Genomic DNA, 21,860 nt, shown 5'->3' with positions numbered 1-21,860 from the left:
CTCAACTCTCTCCAGCCCCTGGAAGGGAATGCCGTTAGAAGGGAATGCCGTTGCGCAGGACGGCCGGTGCGCTCAGCGCGACGGTGGCCGGCGAGCTGATGGCGGCCGCCGCGCCCGCGCTGACGGCCACCGCGCCCGCCGCGGTGACGGAGACCGCGCCGACCGCGTTGACGGCCACCGCGCCGGCCGACTTGAGGCTGACGGCACCGGTCGCGTTGATGTCCGCCATGCCGCCCGCCGCGACGCCGAACTTCGCGCCGGCCTTGATGTCGACGGCCCCGCCCGCGCTCATCGTCAGGGAGCCGCCCGCGGTCAGGGAGAGGTTGCCGCCCGCCCTGATGCTGACGTTGCGGGTCCCGGAGATGGACACCGAGCCGTCGCTGCGGATGGTCACGCTGGTCCGCGTCTGGTCCAGGTGCACGGTGAGGCGGCCGTTGCCGGTCTGCAGCCGGATGCCGCTCTTCATACGGGACTTGGCGTCCACCAGCTCCATGGTGTGGCCGCTGCGCGAGGAGATGGAGCGCCAGTTGACGCGCCCGCTGGTCGGGTCGATCGGCTGGAGGCCGTCCGTGTTGGGCGTCGGCTTGTCGACGCCGTTGTACAGGCCCGCCAGCACGTAGGGGTGCTCCAGCGAGCCCCGGTCGAAGGCGACAAGCACCTCGTCGCCCACCTCGGGCAGCATCAGGCCGCCGCCCCGGACGCCGCCCATCTGCGCGATGCGGCACCAGTCGCTCTCGTACTTGTCCGAGAGCCACGGGAAGCGCAGCTTGACGCGGCCCATCCTGAGCGGGTCCTTGGCGTTGCTGACCAGCGCCATCGCGACGCCCGGCATGGGCGGCGCGGCGTCCGCGCCGCCGGAGGCGAGACCGTACAGGGAGCGGAACTGCCGGCCCGAGACGGTCAGCCACGTCGTGAACGGCCGCCCGGACTCGAAGAGATGGCGCACACCGGTCGCCGTGTACTTCCCCTCGAACGGGAATCCGGCCCCCTTCAGCGCCACCGGCTGCCCCGGCTTCAGGTCGGGATTGCCGGTGACCGCTACCTCGATCTCCGCGAACGACCCCGACACGTCGTCGGCCAGCGACTGCGCCGCGTGCGTCACCTGGGCCTGCGTCGTGTAGGGCGTCCCGGTGTCCGTCAGCTCCGCCTTGCCGAACGGCTTCGAGAGCTGGGCCGGGGTGATGTCGGCGACGATGTCCTTGCTGCTGATGGCCGGCGACTTCGCGGACAGGGCGCGCTTGGCCCGCATGTCCCACCCGCGTACCCCGGCCTTGGAGACCTGGCCCGCGGCGGTCACCGAGACCCGGCTGTGCTGCGCGTTGTGCCCGAACTCCAGCACGTACGGGCTCTGCGCGGCCGGTGTGGTGTCGGACGGCGCTCCGGAGGCGGGCTTGAGCTTGCCGAAGCAGAGCTTGCCCTTCTCGTCGAAGGAGAGGTGGGTGTCGTTCTCCTGGGCGAGGCGGGAGAGGAAGTCCCAGTCGGTGATGTTCGGCTGGGTGGCCAGCTCGTAGACCGTCGGCGTGGACTCGATCTTGCCGAGCTTCAGGCTGCTGAGGGCGGCGACCCGGCGCACGATGTCCGAGGCCGTCATGTTCGGGTAGCCCTGCACGCGGCGGTTGCGCAGCAGCCGGTGCCCCGGGTCGTAGCCGCGCACGACCAGGGACTTGCTGCCTCCGTCCGAGTCCACCTCCAGGGCGGTGACCTCACCGGTCAGCATCGGCTTGCCGCGCACCCCGTCGGTGAAGGGACACAGGACCGCCTCGGCGCCCACCTTGATCTGCGGGAACTTCTCCAGGATGTCCCCGCCGTCGTCGGCGAAGGTCAGCTGGAAGGCGGACGGCACGTTCATGCTGGCGTCCACCCAGCCCTCGACGAGCAGCACGGCCAGCTTGTCGGGCAGTACGGAACCGCCGATCTCGGCGTGCAGGACGCTCGTGTACGTCTTCTCGGTCATGCGGACTCCACGTGCGCGGGGGTGGGGCGGGCCTCGTCGGCGGCGGGCAGCAGCAGTTCGGTGCCGGGCCGCAGCCGCATCGGGTCGTCGATCTGGTTGGCCTCGGCGATCAGCCGCCAGCGCGTGGCGTCCCCGTACTCCCGCCAGGCGAGCGAGGCCAGCGAGTCGCCGGCGACGGTGCGGTGCACACGGCGGGCGGAGAGGGCGCCGGAGGTCGGGTTCTGCCCCTTGGTGGGCATCGAGACCTCGGTGAGCGAGAGCGTGCAGGTCGCGCGGATCGGCTCGCCGGTCGGGTTGAACAGGGTGTACGAGGCGCTGACGTTGGTCACGTACGCCACGAACTGGACCGTGTTGAACGATCCCCACGAGAACCGCACCCAGGGCGGCGAAGGACGCTTGGAGGTGACGCTCTGCGGTGTCACCTCGCAGCACGAGAGGAGCAGCTCCACCTGCTTCTGCACCTTGCCGGAGTTGGGGGTGCCCGAGGAGTCGAGGAAGACCTCGAGCTGCAGGGTGGCGGGGGCGGCACCGGTGAACTTGGGCGGGGCGCCGCGCGTGTAGGCGACGGCCCGCTGGGTCCGCCACTCCGCGGAGCGGCCCATCTGCAGCTGCGTCGGGTTGAACTGGAACTCCACCTCGCCGATCCGGCCGCCCATCGACCCGCCGAGGTCGGTGGGCGGCTGGTGGATGGCGAGGGCGGCACGCACCAGGCTGGCCCCGGCCTTGCCGCCGGTCGGCGCGGCCATCTCAGGCACCTCCCGCGTCGGTGAAGCCGTGATGCGCGATCTCCAGCGTCTCCGTCGCCACCGCCGGACTGTCCGGGCTCAGGCTCGGGCCCTGCCAGCGCACGGGCAGCACCTCGACGAGCCCCCACTGCGCGACGATCGAACCGTCCGCGCGCAGCGCCGCGATCTGCGCGGTGGGCCGCGTGATCCCGGTCGCGATGGACGAGATCCAGGAGGCCACCCGGGAGGTGTCGGCGGTCAGGGGCCGGGTGAGGCGGATGGTGGAGAAGGTCACGCGGGTCGGCAACTGCCAGACGAACCCGTTGTTGCCGCCCTCCTGCCGCTGCTCGACCTCCACCTCGGAGGACAGCCCGTCACAACCGTTGAACAGGCCGAGGTCCTGGCCGTCGATGGTGAGCTTGAAGAAGACGGTCGAGCCGGGATCCTTGGTGGAGGGCATGGGTTCTTTCCTGGTTCTTCCTGCGGTGGCTGGGACGGGTCGGGGTCGTGGGGTCGGGGTCAGCGGCCGTGGTCGCGCAGTCGCCCGATGCGCTCGCGGTCACTGCGGAGTTCCGCCCGCAGCAGCCGGGAGAGGGGGGCGAGCAGGCGCCGGGCGAGATCGTCCAGTTCGGCGGGGCTGGTTTCGGCGGTGGGCTTGGCGGCGGAGCCGGACCCCGAACCCGACCCCGAACCCGAGCCGGCGTCGGCGGATTCGGCCTCGGCCGGACCGCTCTTCGCCGAGCCGGAGCCGGAGCCCGCGGGGGTGCGGGCGACGGTGACCGGCCGACGGGGCGCGGCGAGCGGCTGCGGCGCCGGGGCGGGGGCGGGTGCCGGGGTGGGGGTGGGCGCCGGCGCGACCGCCCGCCGTTGGACGGCCGGGTTGGCCGGGGCAAGGGGGGAGGTGCGCACGGTCGTGGTGCGGTCCGGGCCCGGTGCGCGCGCGGGGGACGCGGCGGGCGTGGGCATGCGCCGCGCGGTCGGGGCGGCGGGCTTCCCGAGCGGTACGACGACGGGGGCGGCCTGCGCGGGGGCCTGACCGCCCGTGCCCTGCGGGCCGGCACCGGCGGACCGCTGGAGCGGCACGGGTACGGGGGCGGGCGCCGCGCCTGCCGAGGTGGCGGGCGGGGGAGCCGCCGCCGCGTGACGTGTCCCGGCCGCCGGAGCGGGCGGCGCCGGCGCCGGCGCGCCCGTTGCCGCCGGCGCGACCGTCAGGCCGCGGGAGGGGGCCAGGGGGAGGGGCCTGTGCCGGGCGGCGGAAGCCTCGGCCGGACGGTAACTGCCGGGCGCGATCCGCCGGTTGACCGGCACGACGGGCAGCGGCTGAGGCTCGGGGGCGCGTACGGGCTCGGGAGCGGCGACGGGGGCCGGGACCGGGGCCGGGGGCGTGTCGTTGTGGGCACCGCTGTCGGCGGCGGGGGCGGGCTCCGCCGGGGGCGCGGGAACGGGTGCGGGGGCGGCGACGGGTGTCGTCCCGCCGCGCGCCGCCTTCTGCACGGGAGTGATCGGCGCGCCGATCGGCGTCCGGCGCGGCCGGTCCTGCGGCGCGGGGCCGGGGGACGGCGCGGACGACTGGGGCAGGGGCTGGCCGAGTCCCGGGCGCGGGGCGCCCGTCGGAGCGCCGCCGCCGTCCGGCGCGCGCCGGACCCGTCGTACGTGAGGCCGCCGCTGTACGGGCTGAACGGGGGATTCCGCCCGCACAGCGACGGGGTCGGTGGCCGCCGGGGCGGCTGGAGCCCCCGGGCCGGCGGGGGATGCCGGCCCGGGGACATCGGTGGGCCGGACGCGGGTGGCGGCGTCCGGCGCGGCAGGGGTCGAGGGGGTGGCGCCGTGAGCTGCGGCAGCGGACGGGGCGGTGGCGCCCGTGTCGGTGCCGGGCGTCACCGGGACGGCGCGCTGCGCGGTGTCGTTCGGGGTGGCGGCGGACGGCTTCGTACGCGCCGCTCCGACGGGGAGCAGCCGCCGCTCCGGCACGACCGGAGGCATCGCCGACACGAGCGGGGAACGCGCGGACCTGGCCCGCTGCACGACCGGTACGGCACCGGAACGCGCCGGGGCGTCCGAGCCGGGCGCCCGGTGCGAGGGCCTTGCCTCGCCGACGCCCTTCGCCTGGGCGGCGGGCGCCGGGGTGCTGTCGGCGCCCGCCGGGGCGCCGGGGACGCCGGGGACGGGGAGGGCTCGGGCGCTGGCCAGGGGGGCGGTGCCGGTTGTGCCGGTGCTGCCGCTCGTGCCGGGCCTGCTGGACGTGCTGGTCCTGCTGGTCTTGTCCGGCCCCTCGGCCTTGTCGGTGGCGGCGCGCTGCACGGGGGAGCCGGGTGCGGGGCTCCCGGGGGCGGGGGCGGTGGTGCCCGGGCGGGAGCTGGGGCTGGGACCGCCGCCGGGGGTGTGCGGCTGCTGCGACTGGGGCTGGGACTGCTGTGGGGTCGGGGCGGTGGGCGTGGTGCCGGGGGCCGGGGCGGTCGGCGCGGTCGGGGCCGTCCGGGTACGGGTGCGCGGCGGCTGTGCGCCGGGCGTGGCGCGGCGCTGGACGGGCCGGTCCGCTTCGCCGGCGGTGCCGTAGCCCGCGGAGTCGGAGCCGGCGGAGTCGGCCGGCTTCGGAACGTCCGTTCGTGAGGCGGGAGTCGACGCTCCGAGGAGCGGCTTGTCCTTGGGCGTGTCGGCGCCGGTACCGCGCGTACGGCTGTCGCGCGCTGCCGTGTTCCTGGCCGGTGCGGGCTGTCCGCCGGACGTGGCCGCACGGCGCTGGACGGGCCGGTCCGGGGTGGAGCCGGGGGCGGCGGGGGTTCCGGACGCGGGGGACGGCCGGGCGTCTGCCGCCGGTTCCGGACCCGTCCCCTGACTCGGAGCAGGTCCGGGAGCGGGCGCTGGGCGCAGCGGCTTGCCCGGGGACGTGTTCGTACGGTCCGTGCTGCTGCCCGCAGCGGGCGGCGGGGATGCCTGTGCGGGCGGCTGCGAGGGCCGGCCGCCGGACGTGGCACGCCGCTGCACGGGCGGCCGGTCGGCCGCGGTTCCGGAGTCGACCGGCCGCTGAACCTCGGTCTCCGAGGAGGAGGCGGGAGCCGGAGTTCCGAGGAGGGGCTTGTCCTTGGGCGTGTCCGTACGACCGCCCTGCGCTGCCGGTGCTGCCTGGCCCTTGGGCGGCGTGGTGCGGGTACCGGGGCTCGGCGGGGTGGCGCCCGACGGGGACGACGGCGTACCCGAGGGGCCGGACTCCGGGGTACTGGGTCGGGACTTGGGCCCGGGAGCGCCGGACTTCGCGGCGTCGACACCCGAAGCGGCGGGCTGCGAAGAGCCGGGCCGCGAAGCGTTGGGCTGCGAAGCGTTGGGCCGGGAAGAGCCGGTCCTGGCAGCCGGAGCGTCGCCGGGCCCCGCCGCCACGCTCTTCTCCGCCCCGGCACCCCGCGCCGCCCGCTGTACGGGCCGACCGGCGGGGGGCCGACCGGCAGAGGGCTGAGCCGGGGAAGCGGCGGGCGACGACGCGGAAGCCGGCGCCGGAGCCGCCGGGGAAGAGGAAGCCGGAGCCGCCGGGGAAGGGGAGGGGGCGGAAGGAGAAGAGGAGGCGGCACGGGGTGCTGCCGTCCGAGAAGCCGGCGCGGCGCCGGGCCCGCCGGGAGCGGGCGAGGCGGAGCGGGCCGAGGGGGTCGAGCGGGCCGAGGGGGTCGAGCGGGCCGAGTGAGAGGGGAAGACGACGGGCGGGCCTGCGGGCTCGTCGGGCTCGGGCTCCGACCGCCCCCGCACCGGCAGCCGCAGCGACGGCAGGTCGAGGTCGCCCGGCCGTCCGGCCACCGGCGTGAGGACGTCGCGCAGCAGGCCTCCGGGGGCGGAGGACCGTACCGCGTGGCCGAGCTCGCCGCCGAAGGACGGGTTCTGGTGCGTGGCGAGCATCGCGCCGAAGCCCTGCTCGGCGACCGTACGAGGCGCCGCGAGGACACGCTGGACGGGCGGCACGGCGGCCCAGCCGCCACCGCCGCCACGAGCGCCGTCGCCCCCGGCACGCGAGCCGCCGTCGACCGCGGGCGAACCCTCGTCGAGCACACGGGAGCCACCGCCGTCACCGTCGTCCGTACCGGCACGGCCGTCCGCACCGGCCCGCGGCGCATCCGCCGCGCCCGGCACCGTCGCGTCGTCCGGCGCCGCAGCACCGTCCCGCGACCCCCGCCGCCACCTGAACAAGCCCATCACTTACCTCGACTCACCGACCGGCCACGTCACCGCCGCCCCGACCCGTCCTGCCCCGTCACTTCACTGCCTCGCCTCCGCCTGCTCCACCAACGTGGCGGTCCGCGACACGTACGCGCGCCGGTCCGCGTGTTCGAGGTCGAGGATGTCGTTCATGCCCCAGTGGAAGTGGTAGGCGAGGTACGCGACTTCCTCCTCGATGCGGTCGGCCGCGTACGTCACGATTCCCCCAGGCGGCTCCCGGCCAGCTCCACCTCGAAGGACTCCGAGCAGTGCGGGCAGGCCACCGCCGCGCGGGTGTGGCCCTCCGCGTTGATCTGCCGGTAGAAGTCCTGCAGGAAGGCCAGGTCGGAGGCGAACATGTTCTCCACCGTGCCGTCGTGGACGGAACCGAGCGTGCCGAGCCGGGTGATGACCCGGCCGAGCAGCACCACGGACAGATAGGCGGGGTTCTCGCGCACCCGCACGTCCCGCAGCGGCACCAGTTCGTCGCGTGCCGTCGCGAGCCGCATCGCGCCGTTGCGGTGCACGGCGCCCGACTCGTCCACGAACCCGCGCGGCAGTTCGAACTCGAACTCCGTGCGCAGCGGTTCACGCTCGCCGGTCACCGTCGCTCCGGGGGCTGCCGTGCCGGGTGCAGGCAGCCCCGCCGGGCCTTCGCGCCGCATTATTCGATGACCAGCTCTTCGAAGACGATGGTGACCTGCTCGGTCAGGGCGGCGGCGTCGCCCGCCTTGACCCCGCTGGTCTCCACCTTGCTGCACCAAGCGTTGCGCAGGTTGTACCGCTTCACCGGGCTGTTCTGGTAGTCCATCATCATGATCGTGGCGTTCTTGCGCGCCGAACCCATGTCACCCGCGATGGACTTGTTGATCCACTCGCTGAAGACGGGGCTCTGGGTCATGCCGCGGGTGACCGTGCACTCGCCGGCCTTCTTCACGCCGGGCATCTTCTTGACGACGGGCTTGCCGTCCGCGGAGACCTGCTGGTACTCGATGACGTCCTGCTCCATCGAGAGGCCGCTGACCTCCTGCAGGTACTCGACCATGACGCCGTCGATCTGCAGGCCGAAGTTGTGGGTAGTGAGCGCGTCACCGGGCTGAAGGGACAAGGAAGTTCACTCCTCTTGCGGATCGCGCGGACGCGTGGGCCTCAGGGGCCCACGCGTCCCGCGGATCTTCTGGATCTTGCGGGTGGCTGAGCGGAAGCGGGGTGGTACGGGCGGGGACTACTCCTCCAGCTCGCCGCCACCGCCGGAGAACTGCGCGAGGCGGAACACCACGAACTCGGCGGGCTTGACCGGCGCGATGCCGATCTCGCAGACGACCCGGCCGAGGTCGACCGACTCGGCGGGGTTGGTCTCCTCGTCACACTTCACGTAGAAGGCGTCCTCGGGGCGCGCGCCGAACAGGGCGCCCGAGCGCCACTCGTTCACCAGGAACGCCGAGACGTTGCGCCGGATGCGGGCCCACAGGGCGTGGTCGTTCGGCTCGAAGACGACCCACTGGGTGCCGATGAGGATCGACTCTTCGAGGTAGTTGAAGTAGCGGCGCACGTTCAGGTAGCGCCAGGCCGGGTCGGAGGCCATCGTGCGCGCGCCCCACACGCGGATGCCGCGGCCGGGGAACGCGCGGATGCAGTTCACGCCGACCGGGTTGAGCAGGTCCTGCTCGCCGCGGGTGATCTGCAGCTCCAGGTCCACGGCGCCGCGCACGATCTCGTTGGCGGGCGCCTTGTGGACGCCGCGCTCGGCGTCGTTGCGGGCCCAGATGCCGGCCATGTGGCCCGACGGCGGCACGACGACCGACTGGCCGGACGCCGGGTCGAAGGACTTGATCCACGGGTAGTACAGGGCGGCGTAGCGCGAGTCGTAGCCGGCCAGCTCCTGGCGCCACTGCCGGACCTGGCGGGCGTTGAGCGAGGGCGGCGGGTCGATGATGGCCATGCGGTCGCCCATGAGCTCGCAGTGCGAGATGAGGCCGAGCTGGACTGCCTTGACCTGCTCCTCGTCGATGAGGCCCTGCTGGTAGGCGGCCATCAGGTCGGGGACCGCGACCATGTTGACCTCGTCGAGGGCCTCCAGGCCGCCGAAGCCGGTGCGGTCCGCGGAGTCGCCGATGAACTGGGCGGTCTCGACGCGGGACACGGCGCCGTTCGACGCGGGCACGGCCGGCGGGGCCGCGGGAGCCGGCGGCGTGAGGGTCACGGTCTGCGCGTCGGGCTTGGCGAGCTGGCCGCCGGTCGTCGCCTCTTCCAGGGCGATGGCCTTGGAGCGCTGCTTGACCTGGGTGACGACGTAGTTGCGCGCGGTCTTCTTGGCGCTGACGTCGAAGCTCTCGACGACCTTGTCGCCGTCCTTGACGATCAGCTTGAAGCGGTCCGCCGTGCCCTCGCCCTCGCCGTCCTGCACCTCGACGGTGAGGGCGCCGCCCTCCGAGCTGCCCGCGGTGATCGCGGAGACGGAGAAGCCGCCGAGGGCCACCGGCTCACCGGCGGTGAGCTCCTTGGGCGCCTGCGCGGGGGCCGCGGGGCGCTGCTGCGGCTCGTCGCCGTCGGTGCCGCCGACGCGGACGACGTAGGCGGCGGAGCCACCGTTGTTGAAGAACCCGTACACGGAGTGCGCCAGGTAGTACCCGTCCGTGAACTCGCCGAACGCGGCCACGTACTGGGACCAGTTGGTCACCAGTGTCGGCTCGTTCAGCGGCCCCCGCGGTGCCAGACCGACGAAAGCCGCCACCGACGTGCCGACGCCTTCGATGGGGCGCGAACCGCTGGCGACTTCCTCGATGTAGACGCCGGGGGACAGGTAGTTGGGCATGCTGCTGTGCTCCAAGGTTCGAGGGTGGAGGACCGGCGCACAGCCGGCACGTGTTCGTACCGTGTCGACGATGTCTCACGCGCGGGCCGGTGCGTAGAGACGGAAGGACGTCAACGAGGGCAGATGCCGCTGCCCGTTCAGCCGCCGCGGGGCAGCCGCGGACCCGGGACCGCGCCGCGGTGCGCGTGCGGTCCCCGGCGCGGCGGCGCGCGTTGCCCGTCCGGTCACTCGTGCGGAACGCGGTCCCGGCGCCGGTCGGCGCCCGCACCGCCGCGTCGGCCGAATGTGGACGGTGGATGGCGCATATGGCCCGCCCCGGGTGTGCACAGCGTCAACACCTGGTCAACAAGGTGTGGTGAGTGCACCGCACGGGTCAGGTGACCTTTGGGGTTGACGTAACGTTTGGTGCGTGCGGTCCGGCGCGGCCGGTACGAACGGGCACTTCGCGGTGCGTCACAGGGCAAGGAGTACGGGCTGACAATGCAGGACGACGCGGACGGACTCCCGGGCCGGAGCGGCGAGAGGGACGACGGCCGGGACGACCTGGGCGGTGCGCTGTGGTTCCAGGTCCTCGGCCCGGTGCGGGCCTGGCGGGACGGGCAGCCCCTGGCGCTCGGCCCGCCGCAGCAGTGCGCGACCCTGGCGGCGCTGCTGCTGCGCGCCGGACACCCGGTGTCCGCGGCGGAGCTCGTCGACGCGCTGTGGGACGAGGAGCCGCCGCCGCGCGCGGTCGGCACGCTGCGTACATACGTCTCCCGGCTGCGCGCCCTGCTCGAACCGGACCGGCGCGCCCGCGAACCCGCGAGGCTGCTGGTGTCGGCGGGCGACGGGTACGTCCTGCGGGTGCCGCGCGGCGCCCTGGACGCCTGCGAACTGGAGGACCGCGTCGCCGCGGCCCGCGCGCTGCGCGTCGCCGGTGAACACGCCGGCGCCTACACCGAGTTGACCGCCGCGGTCGCCCTCTCGGACGGCACCCCGCTGGCCGGACTGCCCGGCCCCTACGCCCAGCGCCAGCGCGACCGGCTCAGCGAGCTGTCCGTCACCGCGCAGGAGGAGTTCTTCGCCTGCGCCCTCGAACTGGGCTGTCACGGCGAGACCGCCGGTCCCCTGAGCGTCTTCGCCGCCGAACACCCGCTGCGCGAGCGCGCCCAGGCACTCCTGATGCTCGCCCTGCACCGCGGCGGCCGACGCGCGGACGCCCTCGCCGTCTACGAGACCACGCGCCGCACCCTGGCCGCGGAACTCGGCGTCGACCCCGGCAGGGAACTCAGCACGTTGCACGAGGGACTGCTGAAGGGGACACCGCTCCCGGCCGCCGCCCCACGCCCGGAGCGGGCGCAGCTCCACGGCACCGACGGCAACAGCCGCGCCACGGAACGCCACCGCGCCGCGGTACCGGAGGAGCCCCGCGGCCGCACGGCCCCCGCGCCCCGCCCCCTGTCCCGGCCGCTGCCCCCGCCCCCGCCCCTGAACGGCGGCACCGCGCCCCCGACCCACTCCGTACGCAGCTCCGTCGCCGCTCCCGCGCCCCTCACACCCGCCCAACTCGTCCCCGACATCACCGACTTCGCGGGCCGCGAGACGGAGACGCGCCGGCTGACCGAGACGCTGCGCGCCGCCGCGTCCGGCAGCGCGATGGCCGTGGCCACCCTCACCGGCCTCGGCGGCGTCGGGAAGACCGCGCTCGCGGTGCACGCCGCCCACGCCGTGCGCGAGGAGTTCCCCGACGGGCAGCTCTACGTGGACCTGCGCGGCTCCGACCCGGCGCCCGGCGTGGACAGCGGCGGTGCCCTCGCCGGGTTCCTGCGCGCGCTCGGCGTACCCGAGAGCGCCGTGCCCGACGGCCTGGACCAGCAGACCGCCCTGTACCGCTCGCTCCTGGCCGGGCGCCGCGTGCTCGTCCTCCTCGACAACGCCCGCGACACCGCCCAGGTGCGGCCCCTGCTGCCCGGCACCCCGGGCTGCGCCGTGCTGGTGACCAGCCGCTCGCGGACCATCACGCTGCCCGGCGCCCGCCTCGTCGACGTCGAGACGATGGACGAGCGGCAGGCGCTCGGCATGCTCTGCGCCACGGCGGGCGCCGACCGCGTGGCCGCCGAACCGGCGGCGACCGGCGAACTGGTCGCCCTCTGCGGCGGCCTGCCCCTCGCCGTGCGGATCGCCGCCGCCCGGCTGGCCGCGCGCCCCGGCCGCCCCGTCGCCGACCTCGTGGCACGGCTGCGCGACGAGCACCGCAGGCTGGACGAGCTGCGGGTGGACGACCTGGGCGTCGAGGCCAGCTTCCGGCTCGGGTACGAGGCCCTGGAACCGGACCTCGCGCACGCGTTCCGCATGGTCTCGCTCTGCTACATGCCGTCCTTCTGCCGGGGAGCCGCGGGCGCGCTCCTCGACGTGAGCGACGAGGAGGCGGAGTCCGCCGTGGAACGCCTGGTCGACGCGGGCCTGATGGAGCTGCACGGCGAGGACCGCTACCGCTTCCACGATCTGGTGCGGCTCTTCGCCCGACGGCAGTGCGAGCGCACCGAGAGCGCCGGCGAGCGCGCCGCCGCCCGGCTCCGCTTCCTCGACTACGTGCTGGCCACGGTCATGACCGCGATCCGCCGCACGAAACCGCACAGCGTGCTGCCCGAACTGCTGCACACCCCCGCCTCCAGGGGCAAGTCGCTGCCCGACGAGAACGCCGCGCGCGACTGGCTCGTCGTCGCGCACTCCCGGCTGTGCGCCGCCGCCGAGAACGCGCTGCGGGACATCCCGGATGTCCCGGACGCCCCCGCCGACCCGTCCCGCACCCCCGCCGGCGGGCCGCCCGGCCTGCGCCCCACCGTCGACCTGCTCACCGCCTGGTCGCACCTGATCGTCGGCACGGCCCGCCACCGCGACCTTGAGCCGCTCGCCGAACTGGCCCTGCGCATCGCCCGGGGCCACGGCGACGACCGGTCGGCGGCCCGCGCCCTGCGCCTGCTCGGCGCCCCGCACTACGGCACCGAGACCTACGGCCGCGCCGAACGCGCGCTGCGCGAGAGCCTGCGCCTCGCCGCGGCCTCCGGCGACCTCCTGGTCGGCGCCGAGGGCAGCCACGAACTGGGCATCGTCCTCATGGGCACCGGACGCTACGCGGAGGCGCTGGAGCAACTGCGCCTGTCGTACGCCAGATTCGGCGCGCTCGGCGGGCACGACGACCGGATCCGCATCCTGTCCCACCTGGCACGGGCGTACGTCTGTCTCGGGCGGCGCACGGCCGCCGACGCGGCGATCGTCGAGGCGGTGAGCCAGGCACGCCGGTCGGGCAGCACGTCGATGCTCGCGCACGTCCTCTACCAGGCCGGGTGCGCGCTGCTGCGGGACGGCCGGGCGGCCGGGGCCGCGGAACAGCTGCGCGAGGCGCAACGCCTGCACGGCCGCTCCCACAATCCCCGCTGGGAGGCGCTGTGCTGGGCGCGGCTCGCCTCCTGCGAACTGGCCGAGGGCCGCCCCGGCGAGGCCATCCGCTGCGCGGACGCGGCGCTGGCCGTCGAGGGGGAGCTGGGCGACGCGTTCTGTCACGCGCTCGCGATGGCCGCGCGCGGCCGGGCGCTGCTCGCCCTCGGCGACCTCGACCGGGCCAGAGCCGCGCTGCGGATCGCGCACCGCGTCATGGAGCGGCGCGGCGCCCTGGAGGCCGCCGAGATCGCCGAGTTGCTCGCCCGGTGGCAGCCGCGCGCCAGGGCGCCGGGGCCCGTGCTGTCCGCGCACGGCTGAGCCGTCGGCGCGGCTGCCCGCGCCACCCGGCCGGGAGGGCAGCCCGGCCTGCCCCTGACGTCGCCCTTTCGTACAAGGAGAGAGCCCCGGGTGCCCTCTACCGTGCCCGTATGACGTGGTGGAACTCCCTTGACCCGGCCGCGGTGACCGTGGACCCCGGTGGCCGAGCGACCGTACGCCTCCGCGTACGCAACACGGGAGACACCGTCGAGGAGTACCGGCTGGGAGTGCTCGGCGCGGCGGCGGGCTGGTCCCGCGTCGAACCCGAGGTCCTGCGGCTCTACCCGGGCAGCGAGGGCACCGCCGAGATCTCCTTCGCGCCGCCCCGCTCGCCGGACGCGGCGGCGGGACCGACGCCGTACGGCATCCGCGTCGAGCCCCGCGAACACCCCGAGGCCCGCGACGTCGTCGAGGGTCAGGTCACGGTCTCGGCGTTCTCGCAGGTCCGGGCCGAGCTGCTGCCGCCCACCATCGTCGGACGCTTCCGCGGCCGGGCCTCGGTCGCCGTGGACAACCTCGGCAACACCCCGCTGACCGCGTCCCTCGTCGTCCGCGACGGCGCCGACCGGCTCTCCTTCGACGTCACCCCCACCACCGTCCACATCGCCCCGGGGCGCGCCGCGTTCGCCCGTCTCGCGGTCCGCCCCAAGGAGGTGCGGTGGACCGGGTCCGCCCAGCCGCACCCGCTCACCGTCTCGGTGCGCAGGGCCGGTGACGACCAGGCCCACGAACTGCCGGGCAGCTTCGACCAGCGTCCGGTCCTGCCGCGCTGGGTACTGGCCCTCGGCAGCCTGGTCGCGGCATCGGCCGTCGCGTTCGCGGCGCTCTGGTTCTTCTTCGCGCCCGACCTCAACGGGTCGACGCGCGAGGACCGGGCGGCCGCCGAACCGGGACCGGTTCCCCAGGGCGGCGACAAGGACAGACTCGACGACGCCCCGCCGCCGCCCAAGGACAAGACGGGTGGCGGCGGCCGGGGTGTCGACGACAGCACGGGTTCCGACGGCGGGGACGGCGAGGGGTCGGGCGGCGGCTCCTCCTCCGGCGGCGGTTCCTCCTCCTCCGGTGGAGAGAGCGGTGCCGTGGAGAGGGCGACGTCGGGCGAGGACGGCGGGAAGACCCGCACCGGCCCGCCCTGGCGGCGCGGCTACGCGTCCGACGTCGTGGTCGAGTACGCGCAGCGGCGCCTCGCGGCCCTCGGCTCCAAGAACCCGTGCACGCTCACCGGCGCCTGGAAACCCGGCGTCATCGATGCCACTACCGAGGCCAAATTGATCTGTTACCAGAAGGCCGTGGTTCGCACCGGCCAGAACTCCGGGCACAACAGCGCCCAGATATTCGAGACGGACCAGGAGGGCACGCTCGGCCGGGCCACCCTGACCTCCCTGTGGGCCCAGGGCATCCGCCCCGAGGACGTGAAGTCCGGTGCCGACACCTGGGAGGTCGTGCAGTTGCAGGCGGCGTTCTGGTGGGCCTCGCAGGCCGGCATCAGCGACGACGACCTGGACCGCGACCGGGCCTACGCGAAGCACGGCGTCGCCTACTTCAAGGACGACCGCACCCCGCCCACGACGGCCAGGTACAGCAGCAACACCGCGGCGCACATCAAGGACTACCAGGCCTCCGTCGGCCTGAAGGAGACGGGTGTCGCCGACACCGCGACCCTTCGGGCGCTCGTCGGCGGCAGCGTCAACCACCCCGGCGTGGCGGGGCGGTGAGCGGCATGTGGACCACGCTCGAACCTTCCGCGACCACCGTCGAGCCCGGCGCGGCGACCACCGTGCGCCTGCGCGTGCGCAACACCGGCGACACCGTCGAGGAGTACCGCCTCCAGGTGGTCGGCGCCGCCGCGGGCTGGGCCCGTGTGCAGCCCGACGTCCTGCGCCTGTACCCGGGTGCCGAGGGCACCGCCCAGGTGGAGCTCGCACCGCCGAGGACCCCGGACGCGCTGGCGGGCCCGACCCCGTTCGGCGTCCGCGTGGCGCCCCGCGAGGCACCGCACGCCACGGACGTCGCCGAGGGCCAGGTCACGGTCGGCCCGTTCGCCGAACTGCGCACGGAACTGCTCCCGTTGGTCGTACGCGGCCGGATGAGCGCCAAGGCGTCGGTGGCCGTCGACAACCTCGGCAACCAGCAGCTGACGGCCTCCCTGTCCGGCCGTGAGAACGGCGACGCGCTGGAGGTCGAGGCCGAGCCCGGCTCGGTGCAGGTCTCGCCGGGGCGCGCCGGCTTCGCGGACCTGCGCATCAAGCCCGGCGCGGTCAGCTGGGTCGGCGGCACCCGCAAGCATCCGTTCACGGTCTCCGTGCTGCGGGCCGGGGTGCCCGAGCCGGTGGAGCTGCGCGGCACGTACGAGCAGCCTTCGGTGATCCCCCGCTGGGCGATGGCCGTGCTCTCGGTCCTGGTCGCGCTGGGGCTCGCGTTCGCCGTGATGTGGTTCCAGCACAAGCCGACCATGGCCACGCAGGCCAGGGAGAAGCCCGGCAGGGACCAGGTGCTGCCGCACGACGACGGGATGAAGGAAGCCCCGAGCCCGTCGGCGAGCCCCAGCAAGGAGGAGGAGAAGAAGGAGGAGGAGCCGCCTCCGAAGGAGGAGAAGCCGCCCGCCGGGGGTGGCGGCGGCGACAAGAAGGACGACAAGCCCAAGGGCCCCAAGACGCACGTCATCCGCAGCAGCGAGGGCAGCGGCTGGTTCCTCGAGGTCAAGGAGGGGGCGCAGGCCGACGGCACGTACGTCGGGCAGAGCCCCTCGCGTCCCCAGGACAAGGCCGCCAAGTACCAGGACTGGATCCTCCACCACTACCCGGAGTCCGACACCTACGCCCTGGAGCCCGCCAACGCGCCGGGGGCCGTCATGGACCAGAAGGTGAACACCAACATCGTCCAGATCTTCCACGCCCCGCCGGAGAACATCAGGACCGGCCGGCTGCCCGGCAACCAGAAGTGGAAGCTGGAGAAGCGCAACGACGGCCTCACCCGCATCGTCGCCGTCGGCTCCGGCGAGTGCCTCGTCGACATGCAGAACGACAAGAGCGCCGTGACGTGGAAGTGCGACGACCGCAACAGCATGGGCTGGACGATCTCCGGCTGGCCCGAGTAGCCCGAGCAGCCCGAGCAGAGCGGACCGGAACGCGGCGCCGAACGACAGGAGCGGTGGCACCCCCTCGGGGGTGCCACCGCTCCTTCGTTTCACTGCCCGGTGCTCCCGCGGCTCACTGCCAGGGCAGCGACCCGCCCGGCACCAGCCGCCCCATCTTGCGGTACTCGCGCAGGGCCCCGGCCCGGACGTCCGCGCCCGACACCGGCCCGCCGTGCCCCGCCGCCAGATAGGCGGCGGTCACCGCGGCGGAGCGGATGGCGCCGCCCGCGAGCTCGAACTCCTTGGCGCAGAGCGTGAGTTCCGCCTCCAGATCCGGCGCGGTCGGCGTACCGGCCAGACAGGTCCGCCACAGGGCGACCCGCTGCTCGACGTCCGGGAACGGGAAGTCCACCACCAGGTCGAGGCGGCGCGTGAACGCGTCGTCGATGTTGGCCCGCAGGTTCGTGGTCAGCACCGCGATCCCGTCGAAGGCCTCCAGGCGCTGCAGCAGGTACGCGCTCTCCAGGTTGGCGTACCGGTCGTGCGAGCTCTTGACCTCCGAGCGCTTGCCGAAGACGGCGTCGGCCTCGTCGAAGAGCAGCACCGCGTCCGTGCGGTCCGCCTCCACGAAGATCCGCTCCAGGTTCTTCTCCGTCTCGCCGATGTACTTGTCGACGACCGCCGACAGGTCCACCACGTACAGGTCGAGGCCGAGCTCACCGGCCACCACCTCGGCCGACAGCGTCTTGCCGGTGCCGGAGTCCCCGGCGAACAGCGCGATCACACCGCGCCCGCGCCCGCCGCCGGTGCGCAGCCGCCACTCGCCGAGCACCTGGTCGCGGTGCCGGGCGCGCAGCGCCAGCTCGTGCAGCAGGCCCAGCGGTTCGTCCGGCAGCACGAGGTCGTCGAAGCCGACCTCGGGGCGGATCCGCCTGGCGTGCTTGTCGAGGGCGGGCGCGGACTGCAGCCGGGCGCTGAGCTGGAGGTGGGCGGCGGTCGGCGCGGTGCCGTCGAACGCGGCGAGACCGGCGGCGTCGCGTGCCGCCCGGCGGATCTGCGGCTCGCTGAGCCGGTAGGGCGCGACGGCCTCGCCGAGGTCGAAGTCCGGCTCGTACGCGGGGGAGTGCACGGCCAGTTCGTCCCGCCAGGTCCCGGCCACGTCGACGCCGTCCTGCGGTGCCTCGAGCGCGAGCAGCCCGACGTCGGGCGCCCAGCCCGGGTCGTATCCCTCGCTCCCGAAGAACACCACCGGCACGTCGCCGGTGGCGAGGGAGCGGACCAGGGCGCCCGGTTCGGGAGGCAGCGGCCCCACGACGAGCGCGGCCCGCCGCAGCCGTGCCTCGCGCACGAGCGCGGTGGCCACCGCAGCCGGGGCGTCCGACGCGCGCGCGGGCGGCCGGTACCGCAGGACGGGCGGACCGGTCGCGCTGAGCGCGTCCACCACCGGGCCTGCCGCGGTGCCCTCCCTGCGCTCGCGCAGGTGGACCAGGAGCGGTCGCCCGGCGGCGAGCGCGGCGAGGCGCACGGCGAGCGGATGGACGGGAGCGGTCGCTCCGCCGGGCACGAGATCGACCTGGAGGCCGACCAGTTCGGGATCCAGCGCGTCGTCGCCGAGCAGGTGCGACACCACCCGCTCCGGTACACGCAGGGCCCGCCCCGGCAGCGGTCGCTCCTCGTCCTCCAGGGCGATCAGGCCACCGGCGCGCAGCGGGGCCAGCGGGTGGAAGCGGGCGCGGGCCGAGGGGTCGTGCGGCCCGGTGCCCGCGAGGTCGAGGGCCAGCGCGACCGTGGCCCTGCGGCGCCCGACGTCGTCGTTGAGGTAGCCGTACAGCGGCTCGAAGCGACGGTCCACGTCGGGTGCGAGGGCGGCGAGGAGGATCTGCCGGTCGAGCGGGCTCAGCCCGAACCGCGCCGCCAACTCCTCCAGCGGGTCGCCCGGTTCGAGCCCTTCGTCCTTCGGCGGGGCGGCGGGCTGCGACGGGGGAGCCGTGGCGATGCGGTGCGCGGCCTCGGGCGTCACGTACAGGCCGCGCAGCGGATCGGCGGCCGTCGGGTCGTCCGAGGCGCGCCGCGCGACGAGCTCCGCGACGCGCCCGCGCAACGACTCCAGGCGCGCCGGTATCGCGTCGCCGCTCACCGCGTGCCCTTCCCGCTGCTCCCCTTGCTGCCGGTACTGCCGTTACTGCCGCTGTCGCCGTTGCTTCCGCTGTTCTCCTTGCCCCAGTCCGTCTCGGCAGGCCGCGGCGGATCCTCGGGCCGCTGCTTGCGCAGCATCCGGGGCCGCGCCTCGCTCGGCTCGCCGCCGAGGCCGCGCACGCCGACGGCCGCGCCCTCGGTGACCGGCGCTGCCACCTCGTACGTGGGCGACACCGGGAACGGCACGGTGATCACGACGTCCAGGGACGGCTTGAGCTCACCGCCGAGCGCCGACCAGATGTCCGCGATGGACCGCGACTCGGGCGGCGGCACCGCGACCGTCAGCGGCAGCGTGGCGCCCAGCGCGGCGAGCGCGTTTGGCAGCCGGTCCGGCGGCAGCAGCTCGTGCGCGAGCAGGGTGCCGAGGGCCGCGGACAGCAGCCGGTGCTCGTCCTCCGGGCGGTTGGTCCAGGCGGTGAGCAGGTAGGACAGCCGGAACCAGCGCGGCGGCTGCCGCCTGCGCAGCACCGTCCCGTCGGCACCGCGCTCCGCGAACGCGCCGCGCTCGCGCCGGGCCACGTCCTCGCGGATGTCGTACAGGTACGAGTTGAGCGTGGGCGCGTTGCGGCGCGCCGCCCAGTCGCGGGTCGGCGCCTCGAAGACGACCTCGCCGGTTCCCTCGGGCAGCGCGCCGCGCAGCAGCGCCCGCAGCGCCTCGTCGACTTCGTGGATCACGGCCGGACTCCCCGGGTGTGTGGCCGGGCTCCCCGGAAGTGCGGGGGGAGGTGGTTCGGTCGCATCAGATGTATCCCTCCCGCAGCGCGTACGCGACGGCATGCGCGCGGTTCTGCAGCTGCAGGCGCGTCATCAGCGCGTGCAGGACGTTCTTGACGGTGCGTTCGGAGTAGGCGAGCTTCTCCGAGATCTGCTTGGTGTCCAGGCCCTCGGCGATCAGCCGTACCACGTCCACCTCGCGGGGCGCCATGCCCAGCGTCGGCACGTGGTTGCCGGCGCCGGACGGCGAACCGTCGAGCGCCGAGAGCCGCAGGCGGCCCAGCTGCGTCATGAGGCGGTTGATGAGGTCGGGCGGCAGCTCCCCCTCGCCGCGCGCGGCGCTGTGCACGGCACGCAGCAGCTTCTGCGGGGTCGCCTGGTGCCGCCAGAGGATGGCGCGTACGCCGTACTCGACGACCGCGAGCAGCTCCGGCTCGCGCAGTTCGCTCGCGATCAGGACGACGCGCTGCTCGGTGGACCGGGCGAGGCGGCGCAGCTCGGCGCCTGCCGGATCGTCGAGCCGGTCCACGAGCATGACCGCGACCCGGTCCGCCGTGCTCACCGTCGCGTGCTCGGGGGGCGGGGTGGTCTGGGTGCCGTCCCCGACACGGTCGACCAGCTCCACGGTGGGTTGATGCCGGAGGTGACTGATGACCCCGGCCCGGCTGAGGGGGTCGGTGGCATGCACGGCCACCGGTATTCGTGTATCCGACAACTGACGTTCCCTGTCTCCCCCGAATAGCGACGGGCACAGGGTGCGACGGACCGATCAACAAACGATTGCCGATGAATCAACGGGGACGTTTACCGGGGCGCCCGGAAGGGATCCCGGCCCGGCCGGACCGGCCCCGACCGCCGGCCGAAGGGGGACGAACGCCCCCGTCGTCGGCAGGGCCGCGCCGATCTTCGTGAAGACGATGATCTCACCGAAGTGCCTCGATTCCCAGGCGTGGGCAGCGCCTTCCTTAAGAAGTACAGCTCCCGGCAGCGCGGTTCCCCTGCCTGGTGGGTTTGGTGAGCCGTTCGGCCGCGTACCCACGCACTCGCGGACACGGGACTTTCGTAACTGCCGTCCGTCCCCTCCCGTCTTGCAGCATGGAGGCATGAACAGCCAACCCGTCATCACAGCAGTAGACGGCTCCGACCACAGCCTCAAGGCGCTCGAATGGGCGCTGTCCGAGGCACGCGCGCGGGACGCGGAACTTCTGGTGGTGCACGTCAGGGGCGACTACGTGAAGGCCCTCTCGGTGCCCGGCGTTCCCCCGGTGATGCCCCCGCCCGTCGACGACGTGCCGGTGCTCTCGGCCGTCAGGGAACTCATCGAGGGGCGCCAGGACCTGCCGCCCGTGCGCTACAGCACGGTCGACGGCAGCCCGGCCTCGACCCTGGCGCTCCTCGGCGACGACGCGCAGTTGCTCGTGCTCGGCTCACGCGGGCGCGGCGGCTTCGCGAGCCTGCTCCTCGGCTCGGTCAGCAGGGCCTGCGCGGCGCGCGCCGCCTGCCCGGTCGTCGTCGTCCCGCACGCCGCGCGCGCGCACGACCCGCAGAGGGAGGAGGGCCCGGCGACCGTCGTGCTCGGTCTGGAGCCCACGGAGACCAGTGACGCCGCCGTGGAATTCGCCTTCGAGGAGGCGCGGCGGACCGGCGCGCGGCTCCAGGCGATCACGACGTACGCGGTGCCGCTCTCCAGCCTGACCCTGATGGGCGGATACGTCGACAGCGTCCGTGAGGCCGAAGGACCGGGGATCGAGAAGGAGTTGGGCGCGGCCCAGGAGGAGCGGCTGCGCCCCTTCGCGGAGCGCTTCCCCGAGGTCGACGTCGTCCCCGTGGTCACGGCGGCGGACGCGGCAGGACGGCTCGTCGTCGCGTCCCAGGCGGCGGACCTGCTCGTGGTGGGGCGGCACCGCAGGCGCCTGAGCGCGGACTCCTTCCTCGTGGGGTCGGCGGCCAACGCCGTACTGCTGCACGCGCACTGCCCGGTCGCGGTCGTCCCCGCGGAACGGGAGAGGGGCGAGGGCGCGGGGAGCGCGGAGGGCGCCTGACAGGCACCCTCGGCGAGGCGCGACCACGCCGCGCAGACCCCCCGCCCCACTGTGCGGGGCGGGGGACCTCGGGGTTTGGGCCCGCGCGATCGGGGGAGTTCGTGCCGGCGGCAGGGCAGCCGAGCCTCCCCGGGAGGGTTCGGAAGTGAGCCCGCCCGTCGCCCCTTGCCCATGGGCAAGGGGCGCGCCGATGGGCCGACGGGCAGCGGCGGACGGGACGGGTTTGCCCGGGGCCCGCGGGGTGAATATTCCCGGGTGCGTCCAGAGCGTTCGCTGTACGTTGTAGAGGCGCGCCGGAGAGGAAGGGCGAGGAGCCGTGCTCCCCGAAGCGCGCATTCCCGCCGCTCGGGCCCACCGGTGTCGGACGCGCCCGCGACGGTTGTCCGCCGCATCCGGCAGTTCGCTGAGGACCCGCAGCTCA

The 21,860-nt window shown here is 74.6% G+C and carries 15 protein-coding genes; 4 read left to right on the top strand and 11 right to left on the bottom strand.

What is annotated here, in order from left to right; all coding sequences use genetic code 11:
- Positions 1-34: 34 nt before the first annotated feature.
- The 8 genes from ACZ592_RS17145 to ACZ592_RS17110 all read right to left on the bottom strand — a co-directional run bounded on the left by ACZ592_RS17145 (position 35) and on the right by ACZ592_RS17110 (position 9,673).
- Positions 35-1,954, bottom strand: coding sequence for a VgrG-related protein (locus ACZ592_RS17145; RefSeq protein ID WP_471582350.1), 1,920 nt, complete (start codon positions 1,952-1,954; stop codon positions 35-37).
- Positions 1,951-2,700 carry a CIS tube protein gene (locus ACZ592_RS17140; RefSeq protein ID WP_471582349.1) on the bottom strand — a complete coding sequence of 250 codons (750 nt, stop codon included), beginning with the start codon at positions 2,698-2,700 and terminating at the stop codon, positions 1,951-1,953. The genes ACZ592_RS17145 and ACZ592_RS17140 overlap by 4 nt, the downstream gene beginning before the upstream one ends.
- Position 2,701: 1 nt before the next feature.
- Positions 2,702-3,139: a phage tail protein gene (locus tag ACZ592_RS17135; protein ID WP_471582348.1), complete on the bottom strand. Its 438-nt coding sequence runs from the start codon at positions 3,137-3,139 to the stop codon at positions 2,702-2,704.
- A 59-nt stretch (positions 3,140-3,198) separates the two neighbouring features.
- The gene (locus ACZ592_RS17130; protein WP_471582347.1) at positions 3,199-6,855 is read right to left on the bottom strand and encodes a DNA polymerase III subunit gamma/tau domain-containing protein; all 3,657 of its coding nucleotides are present in this window, start codon (positions 6,853-6,855) and stop codon (positions 3,199-3,201) included.
- Between the two features lie 63 nt (positions 6,856-6,918).
- Positions 6,919-7,077: a DUF6760 family protein gene (locus tag ACZ592_RS17125; protein ID WP_361180980.1), complete on the bottom strand. Its 159-nt coding sequence runs from the start codon at positions 7,075-7,077 to the stop codon at positions 6,919-6,921.
- Complete coding sequence (locus ACZ592_RS17120) at positions 7,074-7,523, bottom strand: hypothetical protein (RefSeq protein WP_471582346.1); 450 nt, start codon at positions 7,521-7,523, stop codon at positions 7,074-7,076. The genes ACZ592_RS17125 and ACZ592_RS17120 overlap by 4 nt, the downstream gene beginning before the upstream one ends.
- Positions 7,523-7,966 carry a phage tail protein gene (locus tag ACZ592_RS17115; protein WP_205040150.1) on the bottom strand — a complete coding sequence of 148 codons (444 nt, stop codon included), beginning with the start codon at positions 7,964-7,966 and terminating at the stop codon, positions 7,523-7,525. The genes ACZ592_RS17120 and ACZ592_RS17115 overlap by 1 nt, the downstream gene beginning before the upstream one ends.
- A 117-nt stretch (positions 7,967-8,083) precedes the next feature.
- Complete coding sequence (locus ACZ592_RS17110) at positions 8,084-9,673, bottom strand: phage tail sheath subtilisin-like domain-containing protein (RefSeq protein WP_471582474.1); 1,590 nt, start codon at positions 9,671-9,673, stop codon at positions 8,084-8,086.
- Positions 9,674-10,153: 480 nt separating this feature from the next.
- Between ACZ592_RS17110 and ACZ592_RS17105 the strand changes: the two genes are divergently transcribed.
- The 3 genes from ACZ592_RS17105 (at position 10,154) to ACZ592_RS17095 (ending at position 16,508) form a co-directional block, all read left to right on the top strand.
- Positions 10,154-13,411 (top strand): AfsR/SARP family transcriptional regulator, encoded by a 3,258-nt coding sequence (locus tag ACZ592_RS17105; protein ID WP_471582345.1) that lies wholly within the window; start codon positions 10,154-10,156, stop codon positions 13,409-13,411.
- 110 nt (positions 13,412-13,521) lie between these two features.
- Positions 13,522-15,126, top strand: coding sequence for a peptidoglycan-binding protein (locus ACZ592_RS17100; RefSeq protein ID WP_471582344.1), 1,605 nt, complete (start codon positions 13,522-13,524; stop codon positions 15,124-15,126).
- Positions 15,127-15,131: 5 nt separating this feature from the next.
- Complete coding sequence (locus tag ACZ592_RS17095; RefSeq protein ID WP_471582343.1) at positions 15,132-16,508, top strand: hypothetical protein; 1,377 nt, start codon at positions 15,132-15,134, stop codon at positions 16,506-16,508.
- A gap of 112 nt (positions 16,509-16,620) precedes the next feature.
- On the opposite strand, the gene ACZ592_RS17090 is transcribed toward ACZ592_RS17095, so the two are convergent.
- The 3 genes from ACZ592_RS17090 to ACZ592_RS17080 form a co-directional block, all read right to left on the bottom strand.
- Positions 16,621-18,624, bottom strand: a complete 2,004-nt coding sequence (locus ACZ592_RS17090; RefSeq protein ID WP_471582342.1) for an AAA family ATPase — start codon at positions 18,622-18,624, stop codon at positions 16,621-16,623.
- On the bottom strand, positions 18,621-19,358 hold the full coding sequence (locus ACZ592_RS17085; protein WP_471582341.1) for a Pvc16 family protein: 738 nt from the start codon (positions 19,356-19,358) through the stop codon (positions 18,621-18,623). Before ACZ592_RS17085 ends, ACZ592_RS17090 begins: the two co-directional genes overlap by 4 nt.
- A 64-nt stretch (positions 19,359-19,422) precedes the next feature.
- Complete coding sequence (locus ACZ592_RS17080) at positions 19,423-20,112, bottom strand: response regulator transcription factor (RefSeq protein ID WP_471582340.1); 690 nt, start codon at positions 20,110-20,112, stop codon at positions 19,423-19,425.
- Positions 20,113-20,500: 388 nt separating this feature from the next.
- On the opposite strand from ACZ592_RS17080, the gene ACZ592_RS17075 reads away from it, so the two are divergent.
- The gene (locus ACZ592_RS17075; RefSeq protein ID WP_471582339.1) at positions 20,501-21,439 is read left to right on the top strand and encodes a universal stress protein; all 939 of its coding nucleotides are present in this window, start codon (positions 20,501-20,503) and stop codon (positions 21,437-21,439) included.
- The last annotated feature ends 421 nt before the right edge of the window (positions 21,440-21,860 follow it).

It is taken from the genome of Streptomyces sp. NPDC040622, from assembly GCF_055593965.1.
The sequence above is the reverse complement of the archived record's forward strand: the minus strand, read 5'-3'. Positions and strand labels throughout refer to the sequence as shown.

Coding starts and splice junctions, on each gene's coding strand:
- ACZ592_RS17110 (WP_471582474.1), bottom strand. CDS start 9,673: ATGCCCAACTACCTGTCCCCCGGCGTCTACATCGAGGAAGTCGCCAGC.
- ACZ592_RS17100 (WP_471582344.1), top strand. CDS start 13,522: ATGACGTGGTGGAACTCCCTTGACCCGGCCGCGGTGACCGTGGACCCC.
- ACZ592_RS17075 (WP_471582339.1), top strand. CDS start 20,501: ATGAACAGCCAACCCGTCATCACAGCAGTAGACGGCTCCGACCACAGC.
- ACZ592_RS17145 (WP_471582350.1), bottom strand. CDS start 1,954: ATGACCGAGAAGACGTACACGAGCGTCCTGCACGCCGAGATCGGCGGT.
- ACZ592_RS17120 (WP_471582346.1), bottom strand. CDS start 7,523: ATGCGGCGCGAAGGCCCGGCGGGGCTGCCTGCACCCGGCACGGCAGCC.
- ACZ592_RS17095 (WP_471582343.1), top strand. CDS start 15,132: ATGTGGACCACGCTCGAACCTTCCGCGACCACCGTCGAGCCCGGCGCG.
- ACZ592_RS17130 (WP_471582347.1), bottom strand. CDS start 6,855: ATGGGCTTGTTCAGGTGGCGGCGGGGGTCGCGGGACGGTGCTGCGGCG.
- ACZ592_RS17140 (WP_471582349.1), bottom strand. CDS start 2,700: ATGGCCGCGCCGACCGGCGGCAAGGCCGGGGCCAGCCTGGTGCGTGCC.
- ACZ592_RS17135 (WP_471582348.1), bottom strand. CDS start 3,139: ATGCCCTCCACCAAGGATCCCGGCTCGACCGTCTTCTTCAAGCTCACC.
- ACZ592_RS17105 (WP_471582345.1), top strand. CDS start 10,154: ATGCAGGACGACGCGGACGGACTCCCGGGCCGGAGCGGCGAGAGGGAC.